A 17,302-nucleotide genomic window follows, 5' to 3' on the forward strand; every position below is an offset into this window, starting at 1 on the left:
CGATATGGAAACACAAGATAAAAGAATGGGAGAGTATATTTACCCGGAAGGGAGAATTGTGAAAGCGGATATGGATAAGATAACTATATATGGGCTTTATTTTGTATCCTTTATAATCTTGACCCTCTTGTTTTGTTATATTTGGGGCTTTAATGAAAGCCATAATAGTCACTATGAATTGGGTGACACAAAGAATTATGAAGTTTGGACTCCCTTGTGGTTTTCTTCTCTTTTTATTACTCCTATTGTTTGTTTTTTTATTCAATTTATTCTGTTGTATCTGTTTTCCGGAAGAAACATTCATTGTTTAGGCATGAGTTGGTCATCTTGGAGAGTATTGGTGAGAAAAAAATTGCCTTTGAAGTATTATCGCATAGCGTTGCTGTTCCCTTATTTTTTTATAGGATTGTTGTTAATCATTCATGGTTTCGGCATTGGAGACGGCCTGACTTATCAAATTGGGACGTACTGTATTCTCATAGGACTTCCTGACTTGGATTATTACTGGACGCTCCGCTCTTTTAAGGCAGAAGACAAAATCGTAGATGGCAAGAAGCCTTATTCTGGAATGATTATTAAAAGTTCGTATTAACTCTGATAAAAAATAATAACGATATGGACACGAAAGATAAAAGATTAGAAGAATATATACATCCGGAGGGGATGGAGGTGAAAATGAAAGCTGGCTGGATAAATGGAAGAGGCGTGGTATTAATACTAATGGTTGTCATAATAGGTAGCTGGTTATTTAATTATATCTGGGGGAAAGGTTCTGCTTTTGATTCTGGCCATCAGTTGGGGTATGCAATCAAGTATATAGGGATTGTCTGTATATTGTTTGGTTTTGCAGGATATATTTTGATTCAGTATGCCGTGCTGTATTATTTTTCCGGCCGAGACCGTCATGCTTTACAATGGAAGATGGATCAGGGGACGTGGCGATTTCTACTGGTTAAGCCAATGGCATTGAAGTATTATCGCGTGGCGTTATTATTGCCTTTCCTTGTGATGGGGTTACTGCCTATGTTACACGGATTTTGTATGGGAAACCCCTTAGTCTACTATTTCGGCGGTTATTGCCTTATTTGTAGCAGCAATGACTTTTGGTATTTCCTAAAACTTCGGTCTTTTAAAGACGAGGATAAGATTGTTGATGGAAAACGGTCGTTTAATGCTACTATTATCAAAGAAACTTATTAATACATATATATATTATGGAATCAAAATTACACCAACTGATTGTGCGTTATTACGAGGACAAGAGATACCGAAATGGCATAAATATACTGTTATGCTTAGTCTCTTTGGCAATGATCTATCGTTTAGGTTATGTCGTAGGGAGATTTTTCTATTATGTGCAACAAAATTTCTTTTCCTGATTTATTACTAAAATATTACGCTGCCCGAAAAAGAGCCGTCTCCATACGGGACTTATCGGGCAGCCTTTCTATCTTTGCCGGAAAGAAATAAGACGGGCAGATGGAAAAGCGGATCAAACTGATTTATATATTATCCTTGCTTTCGGCATTGGTAGCAATCGGCGTACAGGGATATTGGCTGTATAACCAATATTACTATGAGGCTGAACGGTATGCGGACGAGGTAGCTGCCGATGTATTGCGTGTCGGAGATGAAGAATTTGCCGGGCGTAAGAAGGTGGCGTTAGGGGATGATACTTCGTTTATTCTCGGCCGGAACTCGCAAACCAAATCAAAGCAAGATACTGTTTCACGGAATGTCCTGACACAGCTTAGCTTGAACTTCGACAGGAAGGGGATGCCCGATACAGCAAACGAAGACCAGGTGAATATAACAAAGCTTCGTATCTCTTTTGACCCATATCTTCCAGAGGACAGTATTATTCATGGCGTGGAGCGTAGTGTGGTCAATCACCATATACCTTTTCGGACGGAACGGCTCGACAGTCTACTTAGGGAACGTTTGCCGCAGTATGATTTCCGGGTATCATTTTTGCCGGAGGGAGATACGTTAAGCCGGTTCGCTTCTTGGGAAATCTTGCCGGGGCATCTATTCCCGCCTTGCTTAGGTGTCAAATACCGCTATGCGCCGTTAGAAAGAAAAGGAGTGATGATCGAGGTTGGCTTCACTGCTAATTCTTTATTGAAGAAGATGGCTTGGCAATTGGTATTCAGTCTTTTCCTGATTGTCTTATTATTGGGCTGTTTAGTTTTCCTGATCAAAACGATCCTTACACAGAAGAAGTTAGGCGAATTGCGCGAAAGCTTCGTCCACACAATGATTCATGAGTTGCGCCGTCCGGTGCAGACTATCAAGATGTGCATCGCTTTTCTGAATGACAAGCAGATGCGGACGGATGAGGCGGCGAGCGATGAGGCTGTGCAGGATGCGATGTTCGAGTTGGATAATCTTTCTGCTTATTTAGGGAAACTGAAGAATATGGTGAGTGCCGACGGTAGTGCGACGCTATTGCATCCTGTCGCGTTTAATCTACAGGAGTTGGTGGAAAAGGTCATTCGCCTGATCCATATCCCTTCCGGAAAACAGGTTACGTTCTCCACGGCTTTCCCTCCGGAACTTCCGCCTGTTACGGCTGATCCGGTACATATCGCCAATATCCTCAGTAACCTGATCGAGAATGCGATTAAGTACTCCGGTCCGGAAGTGAATATCCGGGTGGTTATTATCCGCAATGAACAGTCGGTCGTGTTGACGGTTGCCGATAATGGCGTGGGCATTGCTCCGGATGAACAAAGAAAAGTGTTTGATAAATTCTACCGTTCTGCCCGTCTGCCGGATAAACAGATTCCGGGATTAGGACTGGGGCTGAGCTATGTGCGCCAGGTTGTCGAGGCGCATCACGGGCATGTATCGCTCCGCAGTGAAGTCGGGAAGGGAACGGAAGTAACAGTGGAAATCCCTAATATAAGATGAGTATGGCAGCACCTTTGAAAATACTTTTTGCGGACGATGACCTGAAATATTCCCTTCTTCTGAAGCGTTTTCTGGAGAAGGAAGGATATGATGTGACCTATACCGGCAACGGGACGATGGCGCTTGAGCAGTTTCCGGTCGTTAAGCCCGACCTGGTCCTGCTGGATATCAATATGCCGGGACTGAACGGTTTTGAAGTGGCGGAAAAGATACGCGAAGCCGATCGCCATGTCCTCATCTTCTTCCTTTCCGACCGCTCGGATAAGAGTGACCGTCTGAAGGGCTTTAGCCTGAAAGGAAACGACTATCTTGCCAAACCGTTCTATCCGGAAGAGCTATTGGCGCGTATCAAAGAACGTCTGGAAACGAACCCCGAAGTGGAGGTCGAAGAAGAAACCTACCATTTCGGCAATACCGTATTCGATTACTCCACGAACGAGATACGGACCGGCAACAGCAAGACATTGATCACTTCCCGCCAGGCGGAAATCCTCCGTATCCTGGCCCGCAACCCGAATGTGGCGATCGACCGCGAAATCCTCCTTTCCACCGTATGGGGAAATGCCTCTTATGCCAATTCCCTCGCTTTGAATGTCCAAATCACTTATCTCCGCAAAGCTCTCCGCAACGACCCCTCCACCGGCATCGTTTCTTTGACAAAAAAAGGCTATATGCTGAAAGGATAAAAAAACTTGTTATCTTTGTACACTGGTATTTACAAAGAGATTCATGCGGTACAAATGAAAATGTACGATAAAAAATAATGGCAAAAATATTAGTCATACGACTTGCTGCTATTGCCGATGTGGCGATGACACTTCCGGTCATCTATTCTGCAGCCAAAGCTAATCCACAAGATTCGTTTACGGTGTTGACTCAGGCGTTTATGATGCCGGTTTTCATGAACCGTCCTTCTAATTTGGAGGTGATAGGCATCAGTACGAAAGGGGCCGAAAAAACACTCATCGGTCTTTTGCGTTTTACTTCCGCCTTGGTGAAATTCGATTATGATGTCGTATTGGATTTGAATGATGTCATTCGTACGATGATTATCCGTACACTCTTTTGGGTGAAAGGCAAGCCCGTTTATGTCTTGGACAAAATCCGGAAAAGATATCCGCCACTTATGCGGAAGGAAAATAAGAAGATGGAACCGCTACCGACTGTTATCGAGCGCTATGCTGATGTTTTCCGGGCTGCGGGACTGGCTTATACCGAGTCGTTTACTTCCCTTTATGAATCGCGTCCGGCAGACTTGTCCAAGATGGAAGCCATTGCCGGAGCCAAGACTGGTAAATGGCTGGGAGTTGCACCTTTTGCACGTTATCGGGGAAAGGTTTATCCGATAGATGAAATGGAACAGGTCGTGGCGACTCTTTCCCGGCGGGAAGATATAACGCTGTTTCTGTTCGGGGCGAAAGGATACGAGGAAGCGATACTGGAAGAATGGGAATATCGTTATCCGCATGTGAAGAATGTGGTCGGAAAATATACGCTCGACAACGAATTGGCGTTAATAAGTCAGTTAGACTTGCTGTTGAGCATGGATTCGGCTAATATGCATTTTGCATCATTAGTCGGGACGCGTGTCCTGTCTGTCTGGGGAGCGACGCATACATATACAGGCTTTTACGGCTATCGCCAGCGTCCGAATGATGTGATCGGGCTGCCTTTGCCTTGTCGTCCCTGTTCGCAGTTCGGGCAGAAAGAATGTTCCCGGGGAGACTGGGCTTGTCTGACACAGTTGCCGGCGGAAACGATCGTCTCCCGTGTGTTGGATGCTTTGAGCGAAAAACAGCAGGTTACAGCCGGTTTATCCGAACAGTACAAATAAAGTTGCATATGAAACAATTACATATTATCACTCCGGTAAAAGATTCGATCGAGCTGACTTTGCAGACAATCGAATCGATACTTGCATCCGATTTTACCGTGCCTTATCGTTATTTTGTATATAATGATTTCAGTACGGAAGAAAACACGGAAAGGCTGCGCGAAGCTTCGGAAAGACTGGGCTTTGAACTGGTGAATCTGTCGGATCTGACCGAACATCCTTCTCCCAACTATCTGTTAATCCTTCAGACGGCACAAGAAAAGGCGATTGCGGCGGAAGCCGGATTGCTGATCGTGGAATCGGATGTTATCGTGAAGAAACATACCCTGCAGGCTTTGTTTGACGGTGCGTCGGATCGCCCGGATTGCGGGATTGCCGCTGCCGTTACTGTTGACGAGCAGGAGAATATCAACTATCCTTATTTATATGCCAAAGGCAAAGAAGGACAGGTCTTTCCGGAGAAGAAACATCTGAGTTTCTGCTGTTCGTTGCTTACGCTCTCTTTCTTGAAGACGTTCGATTTCCATCAGTTGGATCCGGAAAAGAACTGGCACGATGTGACGATTTCGCACCGTTCCCTGGAAAAGGGTTTTACGAATTATCTGTTTACTACGCTCACCGTGTGGCACCGTCCGCATGGCAGCCGTCCCTGGAAACAGCTTAAATATACAAATCCCCTGAAATATTACTGGCTGAAGTATACGAAAGGCCTGGATAAAATCTGATTTGCTTATGAATCATTCACCTTTGGTTTCGGTAATCGTGCCCGTGTACAACATGGAACAGTATTTGAGTGAGACGCTCGATTCTGTTTTAGCTTCCGACTATCCTTCGTTTGAAGTGATTGTCATGGATGACGGTTCGAAAGATTCCTCCCTGCAGATTGCAAAAGCGTATGCATCGAAGGATGCACGGGTGAAAGCGTACACGCAACCGAATGCCGGCGCCTGTGCCGCCCGTAACCATGCGATAGCGTTAGCGGAAGGAGAGCTGATCCTGCCGGTCGATGCGGATAATACGATTACCCCGGTTTTTATCCGTAAAGCGGTCGAGGTAATCGTGCAGGATGATGACATCAAGGTTGTCTGTCCGCGTGCAGACTTCTTCGGTGACCGTTCGGGCGAGTGGGTTTTACCACCTTTTTCCTTGAAACTGCTGGCCAGGAAGAATATCATGGACACGTGCGCCCTGTACCGGAAGTCCGATTGGGAGCGGGTGAAAGGTTATTGCGAGGAAATCATTGCCCGCGAAGACTGGGAGTTCTGGATATCGATACTGAAAGACGGTGGGAAAGTTGTGAAGCTTCCTGAAATCTCCCTGCATTACCGGGTCCGGAACAGTTCGAAACGCGTGACGGACCGTTCATTGAAAAAGCACGTCATCGACGTCTTGAATAAGCGTCACCCGGAATTTTTTGAACGGGAATTAGGCGGTCCTCTGCGATATAGGAGAACCTGGTCGAAGCTGATAAATAAGGCTTATCGCCTGTTTCACCCTCGTGTGGTCTTTGTGAATAAGGACTTTGCGGACTTTACTTCTTTTATAAAGGCGCTTCCTGTTTATTTCAAGAATAATGAAGGCCGGATCATTCATAAAGGTCGTAATGAGTTGCGTGAGATTGATTATAAAGGGAAAGAATTGGTCATAAAGTCTTTTTGCAAACCGAACCCGGTTAATCAAATCGTCTATGGCCTCTTCCGTTCTTCCAAGGCGCAACGTTCGTATGAGTATGCAGAACTGTTGTTGAAATCGGGTATCGGAACACCTCAACCGGTGGGCTATTATACCGAACGTACAGGTTTGCTGTTTACGCGCAGCTATTACGTTAGCCTGAAATCGGAATGCCCTCACATATATTATGATTTGGTGAAAAGCCATTTTACCGGACAGGAACGGATTCTCCGTGCGATAGCCCGTGCTACGGCGGCCATGCATGAACATGGCTATTTGCATAAAGATTACTCACGTGGCAATATCCTGTTTAAGGAAACAGAACAGGACGTGAAAGTGGAAATTATTGATTTGAACAGAATACGTTTCAGAGAGATCGGGATGGAAGAAGGATGCAAGAATTTTGAGCGATTGCCCGGCACGCATGAAATGTTTGCCGTGCTTGCCGACGAATATGCAAAGGCACGTGGTTTTGATGGTGCTGAATGTTTAAAACGAATACTGAGCCATAATCCTCCCTCGCAATAAGTATCTGGTGTTTATGCCAGGTTATATTATTATCGTTAAATGTGAAATTTGAATATGAGTTACCTATTTTTAAATAAGAAAATCCTTCAGGCCATCATGGAGAGCTATAAAGCTTTCAGGCCGTGTCCGGCTCCGCGGTTGATAATGACTTTGCTGGTCAAGAATGAAGAAGACATGCTGGAAGAGAATCTGTTGTTTCACAAAGCAATGGGAGTGGACGGTTTCATTATTACTGATAATAACTCATCGGATCGGACACCGGAAATTATCCGTAAATATAAAGAAAAAGGCTGGATCCTCGAGGTTATCGAAGAGAAGGCGACGAACTATGAACAAAAGAAATGGGTCGATCGCATGATCTGGAAAGCAAAATCTGTTTATCAGGCTGACTGGATCATTAATGCGGATGCTGATGAGTTGTGGTATGCCCCGTCCGGGAACTTAAAGACGGAACTTATTTCCACTGCTGCAAATGTCCTGACTTGTGAGATGAAATGTGTTTATCCGGAAGAGGATAAACCGTTTTGGCAATGGAATCGGACGGTGGAAGTCGTTGCTGATCCTGAACTTTATAATCTTTCCCGTTATTCTCTTTTTACCCGGCAGAATCAAAAAGTAATCCATCGCACAACAGGATATATTCAAATCTCGATGGGCAATCATAAAGTGACCATGTTTCCGAAACGGACTGCAGCAAGTGAAATCCGTATTTATCATTATAATATTCGGGGAAAACAACCGTTTTTAGAGAAGATGATCAACGGAGGAAAGCAACTGGAGCAAAATCCCAAGAAGCATGGCGGACGTCATTGGCGTTATTTCTACCAATTGTATAAGGATGGTTTGTTGGAAGCCGAGTATGATAGAGTGGTGGGAATCGCTTCGTTTGACCAACTGAAACGGGACGGATTTATCCGGGAGGATTCGACTATACCGGAATTCTTTGCACGCCTGAATAAAGACTGACAAAATGAAACACGCTTATTTGATTATTGCACATGGTGAGTTACCCGTGCTGGAAACTCTGCTATCCATGTTGGATGATGAGCGAAACGATGTTTATCTGCATGTGGATAAACGTGCGCATGATTTATTTAGCCGGATAAGCTTCTTCAAGATGAAGAAAGCCGGGTTCTACATTCTGCAGAACCCGGTGAAGGTCTTTTGGGGAGATATCAGTCAGGTGAAAGTGGAATATCTGTTATTTCAGGCAGCTTTCTTGAATGGACCGTATGCTTATTATCATCTTTTATCGGGCGTTGATTTGCCGATACAGAGACAGGATTATATTCATGCCTTCTTTCAGGAGAATGGAGGAAAAGAGTTTGTCGGTTTCTGGCAGGATGAGGCACATCGGCGGGATCTGGACCGCAAAATATCGCGATATTACCTGTTTACGGAGCGTGTTAAAGGAGGAAATACTTTTTTGCATTCGGCCTCCTCTTTCAGTCGGAATATCGTATTAAGTTTGCAGAAGATTTCCTGGTATCGCAGGTATCATGAATTGGAATTCAAAAAAGGGCCAAACTGGGTGAGTGTCACGCAGGCCTTTGTCGAATACCTTATCGAGAGAAGGAATTTTGTCTTGAAACGTTTCCGGTACACACTTTGTCCGGATGAGATATTTCTGCAAACGATTCTGTGGAATTCACCTTTTCGTTCCAATGTTTATTCATTGGAGGATGCGGAAACAAGCTGTATGCGGGAAATAGACTGGAAGCGGGGACGTCCTTACGTGTGGAAAGATACGGATTGCGAAGAACTGTTTCGTTCGGATAAGCTTTTTGCCCGCAAATTCAGTTCTGCCAATCCCGGACTAATTGGAAGGATACGGAAACACTATAGTGAATAAAAACAAAGAGAATACGATGGGAAAGATAAGAGTTGCCGTTATTGGCTTAGGATATGTGGGATTGCCGTTAGCGCGGTTGTTTGCTACGCTTTATCCGGTTGTCGGATTTGATGTGAAGCGGGAGCGGGTGGCTGCCTTGATGGCCGGACAGGATGCGACGCAGGAAGTATCCGGCGAGTTGTTGCAGTCCGTATTGCTTCCGCATCTTCCGGGCGAAGGGGAGAACGGTTTGTTCTGCACTTCCGATGTGGAAGAGCTTCGCTCGTGCAACTATTATATTGTAGCGGTTCCCACGCCTGTGGATCTTCATCACAGTCCCGACTTGACACCTTTGTATTCGGCCAGCGAGACCGTCGGGAAAGTGTTGGGGAAAGGCGATATTGTGATCTATGAATCGACCGTTTGTCCCGGTATAACGGAAGAGGAATGTGTGCCGATTCTGGAAAAGACATCAGGACTCGTTTTCAACCGTGATTTCTTTGCCGGATATTCTCCGGAGCGTATCAATCCCGGCGATAAGGAACATACTGTAGAGAAGATTATGAAAGTCACCTCCGGTTCCACGCCCGAAGCGGCAGCCAAAGTGGATGCGTTGTATCGCTCGGTGATTACGGCCGGAACTTTCCCTGTCTCCAGTATAAAAGTGGCCGAAGCCGCCAAGGTGATCGAGAACTCCCAGCGCGATATCAATATCGCTTTTATGAACGAGTTGTCCAAGATATTCCATCTGATCGGCATCGACACGAATGAGGTGTTGGCTGCGGCCGGAACAAAATGGAACTTCCTGCATTTCAAACCCGGACTGGTTGGCGGTCATTGCATCGGTGTCGATCCTTATTACTTGATTCGCAAGGCACAGGACTACGGTTTTCATCCGGGACTGATCTTGTACGGACGCCGCATCAATGATACGATGGGCGAATATATCGCCGGGCGTGTCGTGAAATGCATGATTAAGAAAGATGTCCCGGTGCGGAATGCGGAAGCGTTGGTGTTGGGCTTTACTTTCAAGGAAAACTGTCCGGATGTCCGCAACTCCAAGGTCGGTGATGTCGTCCGCTATCTGCAGGATTACGGCATAAAGGTCACGATTTATGATCCTTGGGCTCGGCAGGAAGATGTGCGGCGCGAATACGGGCTGGAAGTCCTCTCTTCTCTGCCGGATAAGAAATTCGATGTAGTCGTGCTGGCTGTTGCCCATACGGATTTCCTTTCTTTGGATGTCCCGGCTCTGGCAAAGGAGCACAGCGTCGTCTATGATGTGAAAGGCTGCCTGAATCCGGCTTGGGTGGATGACAGGCTATAACGGGTAGAATAATTTGCCGACCCGGTCTATATGTTCCCGAAGGGCAGGCTCTTTTATCGCGTCATAGAGGATTAAGTCTATTTTATATAACAACTCCAGTTTATCCAATTCGATTTGGATGTCCAACAATCCGGATGCCGGGAATCGTTCCGATTTGATTGCCAGGTCGATGTCTGATCCGGAATGATAATTTCCTTTAGCACGCGACCCGAACAACCATACTTGTCCGATCTGCTGATACCGGGAAAAAACATTTCGCAGGCTTTCTATCGTTTCGTTGCTCAATCCGTATTCCATACGATTAAAACAGATTTAGTTGTTTTTGGTCTAACTCGTTTGTCAACCGGATGCAAAGTTGTTCCAGCAGGTGAACAAAAGTTCCGGCGATGTCGGATACGATCTGGTCTGCTTGTCCTTCGTCATAAGTATGAGACATCAATTCCCGCGATTTCTTCATCTTACGCCAACCGTCGGCGTCCGTAATGTAGCCGTCTTGCAGGGCTAACGATAAAGTCGCATTCGGCCCTGCAAAGTCTATATAGCCTTTGTAACGCAGGAAATCTTGTAAAGTCTTCCATGCTAATTCATATGTATATTCAAACCGTTGTATAAGCCCTTCTTTTTCCAGTTCAGACAAGGAAGGCAATTCGTTGGCTTGTACCGCTTGCAATCGCGCCAATGCTTTTTTGTAATTCATAAACCGCTGTTCCCAGCGAATATCTTCTGCCATATACTTTTCTTTTGGTTCAAAGATAACATTTTCTTTGTAATGATTTTATTTCCTCCCGAAATCCGCCGGAATCTCGCCCCATTCCGAGGTTTCCCATTTGAGGATGGTAGTTGTGTAAGTGTTTGTGTTGAGCCATTTCTCCGCCCGCTGGATCAGGTCGAAGATCGGTTCGTTCTCCGGTACGCGTTCCAATAGCGTCTTGCATTTTTTCTTTTTCACCCAGCCGATGGCGTTCCGGCTATCCGAATAGATCGGCAGGTTGCTGCCCATTTGCTTCAACAGGGCGAGGCCGTGCACGAGTGCCAGGAACTCTCCGATGTTGTTTGTCCCTTTCTTCAGCGGCCCGATGCGGAAGACCTCTTGCATGGTCGGTGGATAAACGCCCCGGTATTCCATGTCGCCCGGATTGCCGCTACAAGCTGCATCGACACAAAGGCTTTCCCAGACCGGCTTTCCAACGGGCGCTTTCGGAGTAAGACCGGCTGCCGCTTTGGCGGAGGATGCTGCTTTCAGATAATGTTCATATCCTTCATTAAAAGCCTTTGTCGCCTCTTCCTCGGTCTCGAACGACTTATATTTGGCTCCGTCCTGTCCTTCGACCTGCGCCTTGCATTCAGCCCAGTTGTCGTAGACGCCGGGATTCAGCCCTTTCCATACTACATAATATTTATTTTTTGCCATTACTTCCTGTTTAAAAGATCCGCATCAAACTCCTCCGTTCTCCGGGAGAAGTTTGGATTCCCTGCTGGGGAAACCGGGAATGCATGGGGTCAAAGATAAAAATTTATCCGGCATAAAACGGGCGTTCTTAGCGGAAAAAGTATACATTTGCAGGAAACAATCGTTTAGATATGAAGCGTATATTTCTGATTGGATATATGGGAGCCGGAAAAACTACTGTGGGAAAGGTGTTGTCAAGGCAGTTGGGGCTCTCGTTTATTGATCTGGACCATTATATAGAAGGCCGTTATCATAAAACCGTCGGTCAGCTTTTTGCTGAAAGAGGGGAAGAGGCGTTCCGGGATGTCGAACGGAGGATGCTCCGCGAAGTGGCTATGTTTGAAGACGTCCTGGTGTCTACCGGAGGCGGTGCGCCCTGCTTTTTCGATAATATGGAGTTTATGAATGAAGCCGGACAAACCGTTTATCTCAAGGTCTCGGTCGATGAGCTGGCAAAACGCCTGGAACTCTGCAAAACGACGCGTCCGGTGTTGAAAGGGCGTTCGGGCGATGAGTTGAGAGCCTTTATCGCCGAAAGCTTGGAGAAAAGGGAACCTTTCTATTCGAAGGCATCTATCGTCTTCAATGCGGAAGAGATGATGACTGATCAGGATGTGCAGAATATATCACAAGCATTGGCAACGCTATTTTCAACTTTCAACTGATATGACAGTAGGCAAACAAGGACAGGGAGTTTATATTCCCCAGGAATTATTGAAAGAACTCAGTAAGGTAAACAATCGCTTGCTGATAGGTATTCCCTGTGAGCGGGTAGAAGACGAACGGCGTCTGGCTTTGACTCCGGAAGCTGTCGATATGCTGACTGATCGCGGGCATCATGTCCTGGTCGAAACCGGGGCCGGGTTAGGAATCAACTATTCTGATAATCATTACTCGGAAGCGGGTGCTGAAATTGTGGCGACGCCGGCCGAAGTCTATCAGGCGGATGTTATCCTGAAGATATTGCCGCCGCTTGCCGCTGAGGTGGCGATGATGAAACAGCGAGCTACGTTGTTCTCCACTGTCCAGTTCAACGTCTTTTCACAGGAAGCCTTCGAGCTCATGATGGCGAAACGGATCACGGCGATTGCTTACGAGCTACTGGCGGACGAAACGCAGTGCTGTCCGGTGTTAAATGTGATCTCAGAGATTGAAGGGACGGCCTCCATTTCCATTGCATCCGAACTGTTGAGCAATACGCAGGGAGGAAAGGGTATTTTACTGGGAGGCATACCGGGTGTTTCTCCGACGGAAGTCGTGATTATCGGGGCCGGCAATGCCGGGACGGTTGCCGCTCGTGCTGCGATGGCGTTGGGAGCTTCCGTGAAAGTTTTCGATGACGATATCAACAAGCTTCGGACGATCCAGCAGGTTTTGGGGCAGGGATTGTTTACTTCCACCTTCCACCCGAATGTTTTGCAGAACGCTTTTCGCAGCGCAGATGTGGTAATCGGGGCAATGCGTTATATAAATTCCCGCCACCGCTATATAATTGCCGAAGATATGATCCGGACTATGAAGCGCGGTGCGCTGGTCATCGATCTCAGGATCAACCAAGGCGGTTGCTTCGAGACGACCTGCTGTCTTTGCCCTTCCGATCCGGCAATTTTCGAGCAGTATGGTGTGTTGCATTATTGCAAGCAGAATATCAGCAACTATGTGGCGCGTACCACATCAATGGCATTGAGCAATATCTTTGTTCCGATGCTTTTCCAGTTGGGCGACGCCGGTGCCGTGCAGGGAATGGTCAAGAGTGATCCCGGGTTCAAAAGCGGCGTGTATATGTATTGCGGGAAACCCGTTAACAACTACGTTTCCAATAGATTCGGTCTATCTTCTAATAACATCGATCTATACCTGTCTGCGTTTTAACCCTTAAAAGTTTTGAACTCGCGAAGTTTATGCTTTACTTTGCGGGAATCTTAAATATAAACAGGCGATTAAGCTAATAAATTATATTATGGCAGAACAGACAAAAGTAACAACTCTGGAAAAGGTTGTCATCCGTTTCTCCGGGGACTCCGGGGACGGAATGCAGTTAACCGGAACAATCTTTTCGAATCTGTCGGCTATTTTTGGGAATGAAATATCTACATTCCCCGATTATCCGGCAGAAGTACGTGCTCCCCAGGGAACACTAAGTGGCGTATCAGGTTTCCAGGTTCATCTGGGATCCCGTAAGATTTTTACTCCCGGTGATAAGGCGGATGTATTGGTGGCAATGAATCCCGCTGCGCTGAAAGTAAATGTAAAGAACTTAAAGTCCAATGCTATCGTCATTATCGATACCGATTCGTTCCAGAAGAGTGACCTGGATAAAGCGCTGTTTACGACAGACGATCCGTTCAAGGAACTGGGACTCGGAGGCGTTCAAGTTGTGGCAGCTCCTATCTCGACAATGGTGAAAGACGGTCTGGCCGAATTTGGTCTGGACAATAAGTCTGCGCTCCGTTGTAAGAATATGTTCGCATTGGGATTGGTTTGTTGGCTGTTCGAACGTCCGCTGGAAGAAGCCATGCATATGCTTCAGAATAAGTTTGCCAAGAAACCGGCAATTGCTCAGGCTAACATCAAGGCGCTGACGGACGGTTACAACTACGGACATAATATCCACGCTTCGGTTTCGACCTATCGTATTGAAAGTAAGAAAGCCGAACCGGGTTTCTATACCGATGTAAACGGAAACAAGGCTACTTCTTACGGTCTGATTGCAGCAGCCGAAAAGGCAGGATTGCAGCTGTTCCTGGGAAGTTACCCGATTACACCGGCAACCGATATCCTGCATGAATTGTCGAAACGCAAAGATTTAGGTGTCGTTACTGTACAGGCAGAAGATGAGATTGCAGGTATCTGTACTTCCATCGGTGCCAGCTTTGCAGGTTGTCTGGCTGCCACATCAACATCCGGTCCCGGTCTGGCGCTGAAGAGTGAAGCGATCGGTCTGGCTGTGATTGCCGAATTGCCGCTGGTTATCATCGACGTACAGCGTGGCGGCCCTTCTACGGGTATGCCGACCAAGAGCGAGCAAACCGACTTGATGCAAGCGCTTTACGGACGTAACGGTGAAAGTCCGGTTGTCGTAATTGCTGCCTCCACGCCGACAGACTGTTTCGATGCTGCTTATTGGGCCGGTAAACTGGCTGTCGAACATATGACTCCGGTTATCTTGTTGACAGACGCTTTCATCGCAAACGGTTCTTCCGCCTGGAAGTTGCCGAATCTGGATGAATATCCGGAAATCAAGCCGAATTATGTCTCCAACTACGACGCAAGCGAAAAGGTATGGAAAGCCTATCGCCGCGATAAGGATAGTTTGGTTCGCTATTGGGCTATCCCCGGAACGGAAGGCTTTGCGCACCGTCTGGGCGGTCTTGAAAAAGACTACGAAACAAGCGCCATCTCGACTGACCCGGTTAACCACCAGAAGATGGTTAACACCCGTCAAGCCAAGATTGATAAGATTGCTGATTATATCCCTGATGTAGAAGTGATCGGAGATGAAGATGCCGACCTGTTGATCGTCGGATGGGGCGGAACATACGGACACCTGTACGAAGCAATGGAAACGATGCAGGAACAGGGAAAGAAGGTGGCTTTGGCTCACTTCAAATTTATCAGTCCGTTGCCTAAGAACACAGCTGAAGTGCTGGGTAAATATAAGAAAGTGGTTGTTGCCGAACAGAACAACGGCCAGTTTGCAAACTACCTGCGTGGGCGGGTGGCCGGATTCAATCCGTACCGTTTTAACCGCGTAAAGGGACAACCTTTTGTCGTAGCGAGATTAGTTGAGGAATTCACGAAAATATTGGAGGCTTAAAAGATGGCAACTGAAGAAGTAAAATTTCAACCGAAAGATTATAAGAGCGATCAATATGTACGCTGGTGTCCGGGTTGCGGAGACCATGCCGTGTTGAACTGCTTGCACAAAGCAATGGCCGAAGTAGGAGTGGCTCCTCATGATATGGCTGTAATCTCGGGTATCGGGTGTTCTTCCCGTTTACCTTATTATATGAATACATACGGCTTCCATACCATTCACGGACGTGGCGCCGCTATCGCTACCGGTGTGAAGACGGCTCGCCCGGACTTAAGCGTCTGGTTGATTACCGGCGACGGAGACTGTCTGGCTATCGGTGGTAACCACTTTATCCATGCCGTACGCCGTAACATCGATTTGAACATCGTTTTGTTCAACAATAAGATCTATGGTCTGACGAAAGGACAATATTCACCGACTTCCGACCGTGGTTTTGTATCCAAGAGTTCTCCTTATGGAACGGTGGAAGACCCGTTTGTGCCGGCAGAACTGGCATTGGGCGCCCGCGGTAACTTCTTTGCACGTGCGATCGATGTGGATCTGAAGAATACGACAGAAGTGCTCGCTGCTTCAGCCCGCCATAAAGGGGCTTCCGTTACGGAAGTGCTCGTAAACTGCGTGATCTTCAACGATGGTATCCATAAAAAGATTGTCGACAAAGAATTTCGTGCCGACCGTACGATTTTCCTGCATCACGGTGAAAAGATGCTGTTCGGTAAGGACAACGAAAAAGGTATTGTGTTGGAAGGTCTGAAGCTGAAAGCTGTAACAATCGGACAGGATGGTTATACACTGGACGATGTGCTGGTACACGATGCACATGAAAAAGATAACACTTTGCACATGATGCTTGCCATGATGAGCGGCGATATGCCGGTTGCTTTAGGTGTGATCCGTGATGTCGAAGGCCCGACTTATGATGAAGCTGTCCATCAGCAGATTGCTGAAGTCCAAACTAAGACCCCGACCCGCAAACTGCAGGATTTCCTGATGAGCGGAGAAATCTGGGAAGTGAAGTAAGAAACCCTATCTCAAATGACAATACGAAGCTGCAGGCGCCGGAAAAATAATCCGGCGGTTTGCAGCTTTTCTTGTATAAATTGTGTATCTTTGTGAAACAAAAGGGTATAGATATGAAGACAACAGCCGAAATTGTAGAAATATTGCGCGATTATAAAGCCCGTTCCGCAGAAAAGTACGGGATAGAAATGCTTGGCCTTTTCGGTAGTGTTGCCCGTGGAGAACAGAATGAGGATAGTGATATTGATGTGTTTGTGAAGTTGCGGATTCCTGATTTTTTTGTCCGCATGAAAATTAAGGAAGAATTGGAACATTTGTTTCATACTAAAATTGATTTAATCCCTATTTTTGAAACTATGCGTGCTTTGCTTCAACAAAATATAAAACGTGATGCGATCTATATCTAAATCTTTTATTTTAGAACATTTGTCTTTTATCAGCGAGAAGGCAGAGTTTACTTTAGAACGCACTTCTTGCATTGAAGGAGTCAATGATTTTTTATTAACTCCTTCAGGCGTGGATCTGTTTGATGCAACAACTATGCGCCTTCAAGTTATTGGTGAAATGATAAAACAGATAGATGTTGCAACGAAGGGACTGTTATTGAAACAATATCCGGAAATACCATGGCGTAGTGTGTTTGGTTTGAGAAACTTAATTTCACATGAATATGCGTCTGTTGATCCAAATGAAATACTTAATATCGTCAAACATAATTTATCCCCTTTATTGGCTGTACTTCATCGTATCGCTGATGATCTAAATGCAGGTAAACACGATGCTATTTTTCAAGAAAAGGTCTGATTTGTAAACTATAGATTGCAAAATGACGGGGTTTAATGTTAACAGCCTGGAAAAGTGTAATTATTACTGAAAAATTTCCTTAATACGGTATGTACTATGAAAATTTG

Annotated in this window: 19 protein-coding genes; 16 read left to right on the plus strand and 3 right to left on the minus strand. The window is 46.1% G+C overall.

All coding sequences use genetic code 11. The annotated features are described in order from the left end of the window. The first annotated feature begins 4 nt into the window (after positions 1-4). The 10 genes from DWU89_RS03475 to DWU89_RS03520 all read left to right on the plus strand — a co-directional run bounded on the left by DWU89_RS03475 (position 5) and on the right by DWU89_RS03520 (position 10,104). The gene (locus DWU89_RS03475) at positions 5-592 is read left to right on the plus strand and encodes a hypothetical protein (RefSeq protein WP_115498286.1); all 588 of its coding nucleotides are present in this window, start codon (positions 5-7) and stop codon (positions 590-592) included. Between the two features lie 23 nt (positions 593-615). Further along, positions 616-1,200: a metalloprotease family protein gene (locus DWU89_RS03480; protein ID WP_115498287.1), complete on the plus strand. Its 585-nt coding sequence runs from the start codon at positions 616-618 to the stop codon at positions 1,198-1,200. 279 nt (positions 1,201-1,479) lie between these two features. Beyond that, entirely contained in the window at positions 1,480-2,913 is a 1,434-nt protein-coding gene (locus tag DWU89_RS03485) for a sensor histidine kinase (protein WP_115498288.1), read from the plus strand. A 2-nt stretch (positions 2,914-2,915) separates the two neighbouring features. Continuing rightward, positions 2,916-3,599: a response regulator transcription factor gene (locus DWU89_RS03490; protein WP_115498289.1), complete on the plus strand. Its 684-nt coding sequence runs from the start codon at positions 2,916-2,918 to the stop codon at positions 3,597-3,599. 77 nt (positions 3,600-3,676) lie between these two features. Then, a complete protein-coding gene (locus DWU89_RS03495) occupies positions 3,677-4,747 on the plus strand; it encodes a glycosyltransferase family 9 protein (RefSeq protein WP_115498290.1) in 1,071 nt (356 codons plus the stop codon). An 8-nt stretch (positions 4,748-4,755) separates the two neighbouring features. Further along, entirely contained in the window at positions 4,756-5,472 is a 717-nt protein-coding gene (locus DWU89_RS03500) for a glycosyltransferase family A protein (protein WP_115498291.1), read from the plus strand. Between the two features lie 7 nt (positions 5,473-5,479). Further along, positions 5,480-6,946, plus strand: coding sequence for a glycosyltransferase (locus tag DWU89_RS03505; RefSeq protein WP_115498292.1), 1,467 nt, complete (start codon positions 5,480-5,482; stop codon positions 6,944-6,946). A gap of 54 nt (positions 6,947-7,000) precedes the next feature. Beyond that, entirely contained in the window at positions 7,001-7,912 is a 912-nt protein-coding gene (locus DWU89_RS03510) for a glycosyltransferase family 2 protein (protein ID WP_115498293.1), read from the plus strand. A 4-nt stretch (positions 7,913-7,916) separates the two neighbouring features. After that, entirely contained in the window at positions 7,917-8,798 is an 882-nt protein-coding gene (locus tag DWU89_RS03515) for a beta-1,6-N-acetylglucosaminyltransferase (RefSeq protein WP_115498294.1), read from the plus strand. A gap of 16 nt (positions 8,799-8,814) precedes the next feature. Beyond that, positions 8,815-10,104 (plus strand): nucleotide sugar dehydrogenase, encoded by a 1,290-nt coding sequence (locus tag DWU89_RS03520; protein WP_115498375.1) that lies wholly within the window; start codon positions 8,815-8,817, stop codon positions 10,102-10,104. Here the strand turns inward: DWU89_RS03520 and DWU89_RS03525 are convergent. The 3 genes from DWU89_RS03525 to DWU89_RS03535 are packed head-to-tail and all read right to left on the minus strand — an operon-like array spanning position 10,099 to position 11,515. Then, positions 10,099-10,401 carry a nucleotidyltransferase domain-containing protein gene (locus tag DWU89_RS03525; RefSeq protein ID WP_115498295.1) on the minus strand — a complete coding sequence of 101 codons (303 nt, stop codon included), beginning with the start codon at positions 10,399-10,401 and terminating at the stop codon, positions 10,099-10,101. The two genes, DWU89_RS03520 and DWU89_RS03525, sit on opposite strands and share 6 nt — an antisense overlap. A 4-nt stretch (positions 10,402-10,405) precedes the next feature. Further along, entirely contained in the window at positions 10,406-10,834 is a 429-nt protein-coding gene (locus tag DWU89_RS03530; protein WP_115498296.1) for a nucleotidyltransferase substrate binding protein, read from the minus strand. A gap of 45 nt (positions 10,835-10,879) precedes the next feature. Continuing rightward, the gene (locus DWU89_RS03535; protein WP_115498297.1) at positions 10,880-11,515 is read right to left on the minus strand and encodes a ribonuclease H1 domain-containing protein; all 636 of its coding nucleotides are present in this window, start codon (positions 11,513-11,515) and stop codon (positions 10,880-10,882) included. A 170-nt stretch (positions 11,516-11,685) separates the two neighbouring features. On the opposite strand from DWU89_RS03535, the gene DWU89_RS03540 reads away from it, so the two are divergent. The 6 genes from DWU89_RS03540 to DWU89_RS03565 all read left to right on the plus strand — a co-directional run bounded on the left by DWU89_RS03540 (position 11,686) and on the right by DWU89_RS03565 (position 17,195). Continuing rightward, positions 11,686-12,219: a shikimate kinase gene (locus DWU89_RS03540; protein WP_115498298.1), complete on the plus strand. Its 534-nt coding sequence runs from the start codon at positions 11,686-11,688 to the stop codon at positions 12,217-12,219. A gap of 1 nt (position 12,220) precedes the next feature. Then, positions 12,221-13,426 carry an alanine dehydrogenase gene (locus DWU89_RS03545; protein ID WP_115498299.1) on the plus strand — a complete coding sequence of 402 codons (1,206 nt, stop codon included), beginning with the start codon at positions 12,221-12,223 and terminating at the stop codon, positions 13,424-13,426. An 88-nt stretch (positions 13,427-13,514) separates the two neighbouring features. Then, positions 13,515-15,371, plus strand: a complete 1,857-nt coding sequence (locus DWU89_RS03550) for a 2-oxoacid:acceptor oxidoreductase subunit alpha (RefSeq protein ID WP_115498300.1) — start codon at positions 13,515-13,517, stop codon at positions 15,369-15,371. Between the two features lie 3 nt (positions 15,372-15,374). Further along, the gene (locus DWU89_RS03555; RefSeq protein ID WP_115498301.1) at positions 15,375-16,391 is read left to right on the plus strand and encodes a 2-oxoacid:ferredoxin oxidoreductase subunit beta; all 1,017 of its coding nucleotides are present in this window, start codon (positions 15,375-15,377) and stop codon (positions 16,389-16,391) included. Positions 16,392-16,504: 113 nt separating this feature from the next. Beyond that, positions 16,505-16,798, plus strand: coding sequence for a nucleotidyltransferase family protein (locus DWU89_RS03560; RefSeq protein WP_115498376.1), 294 nt, complete (start codon positions 16,505-16,507; stop codon positions 16,796-16,798). Beyond that, on the plus strand, positions 16,782-17,195 hold the full coding sequence (locus DWU89_RS03565; protein WP_115498302.1) for a HepT-like ribonuclease domain-containing protein: 414 nt from the start codon (positions 16,782-16,784) through the stop codon (positions 17,193-17,195). The genes DWU89_RS03560 and DWU89_RS03565 overlap by 17 nt, the downstream gene beginning before the upstream one ends. The last annotated feature ends 107 nt before the right edge of the window (positions 17,196-17,302 follow it).

Source organism: Parabacteroides acidifaciens, assembly GCF_003363715.1.
Lineage (GTDB): Bacteria > Bacteroidota > Bacteroidia > Bacteroidales > Tannerellaceae > Parabacteroides > Parabacteroides acidifaciens.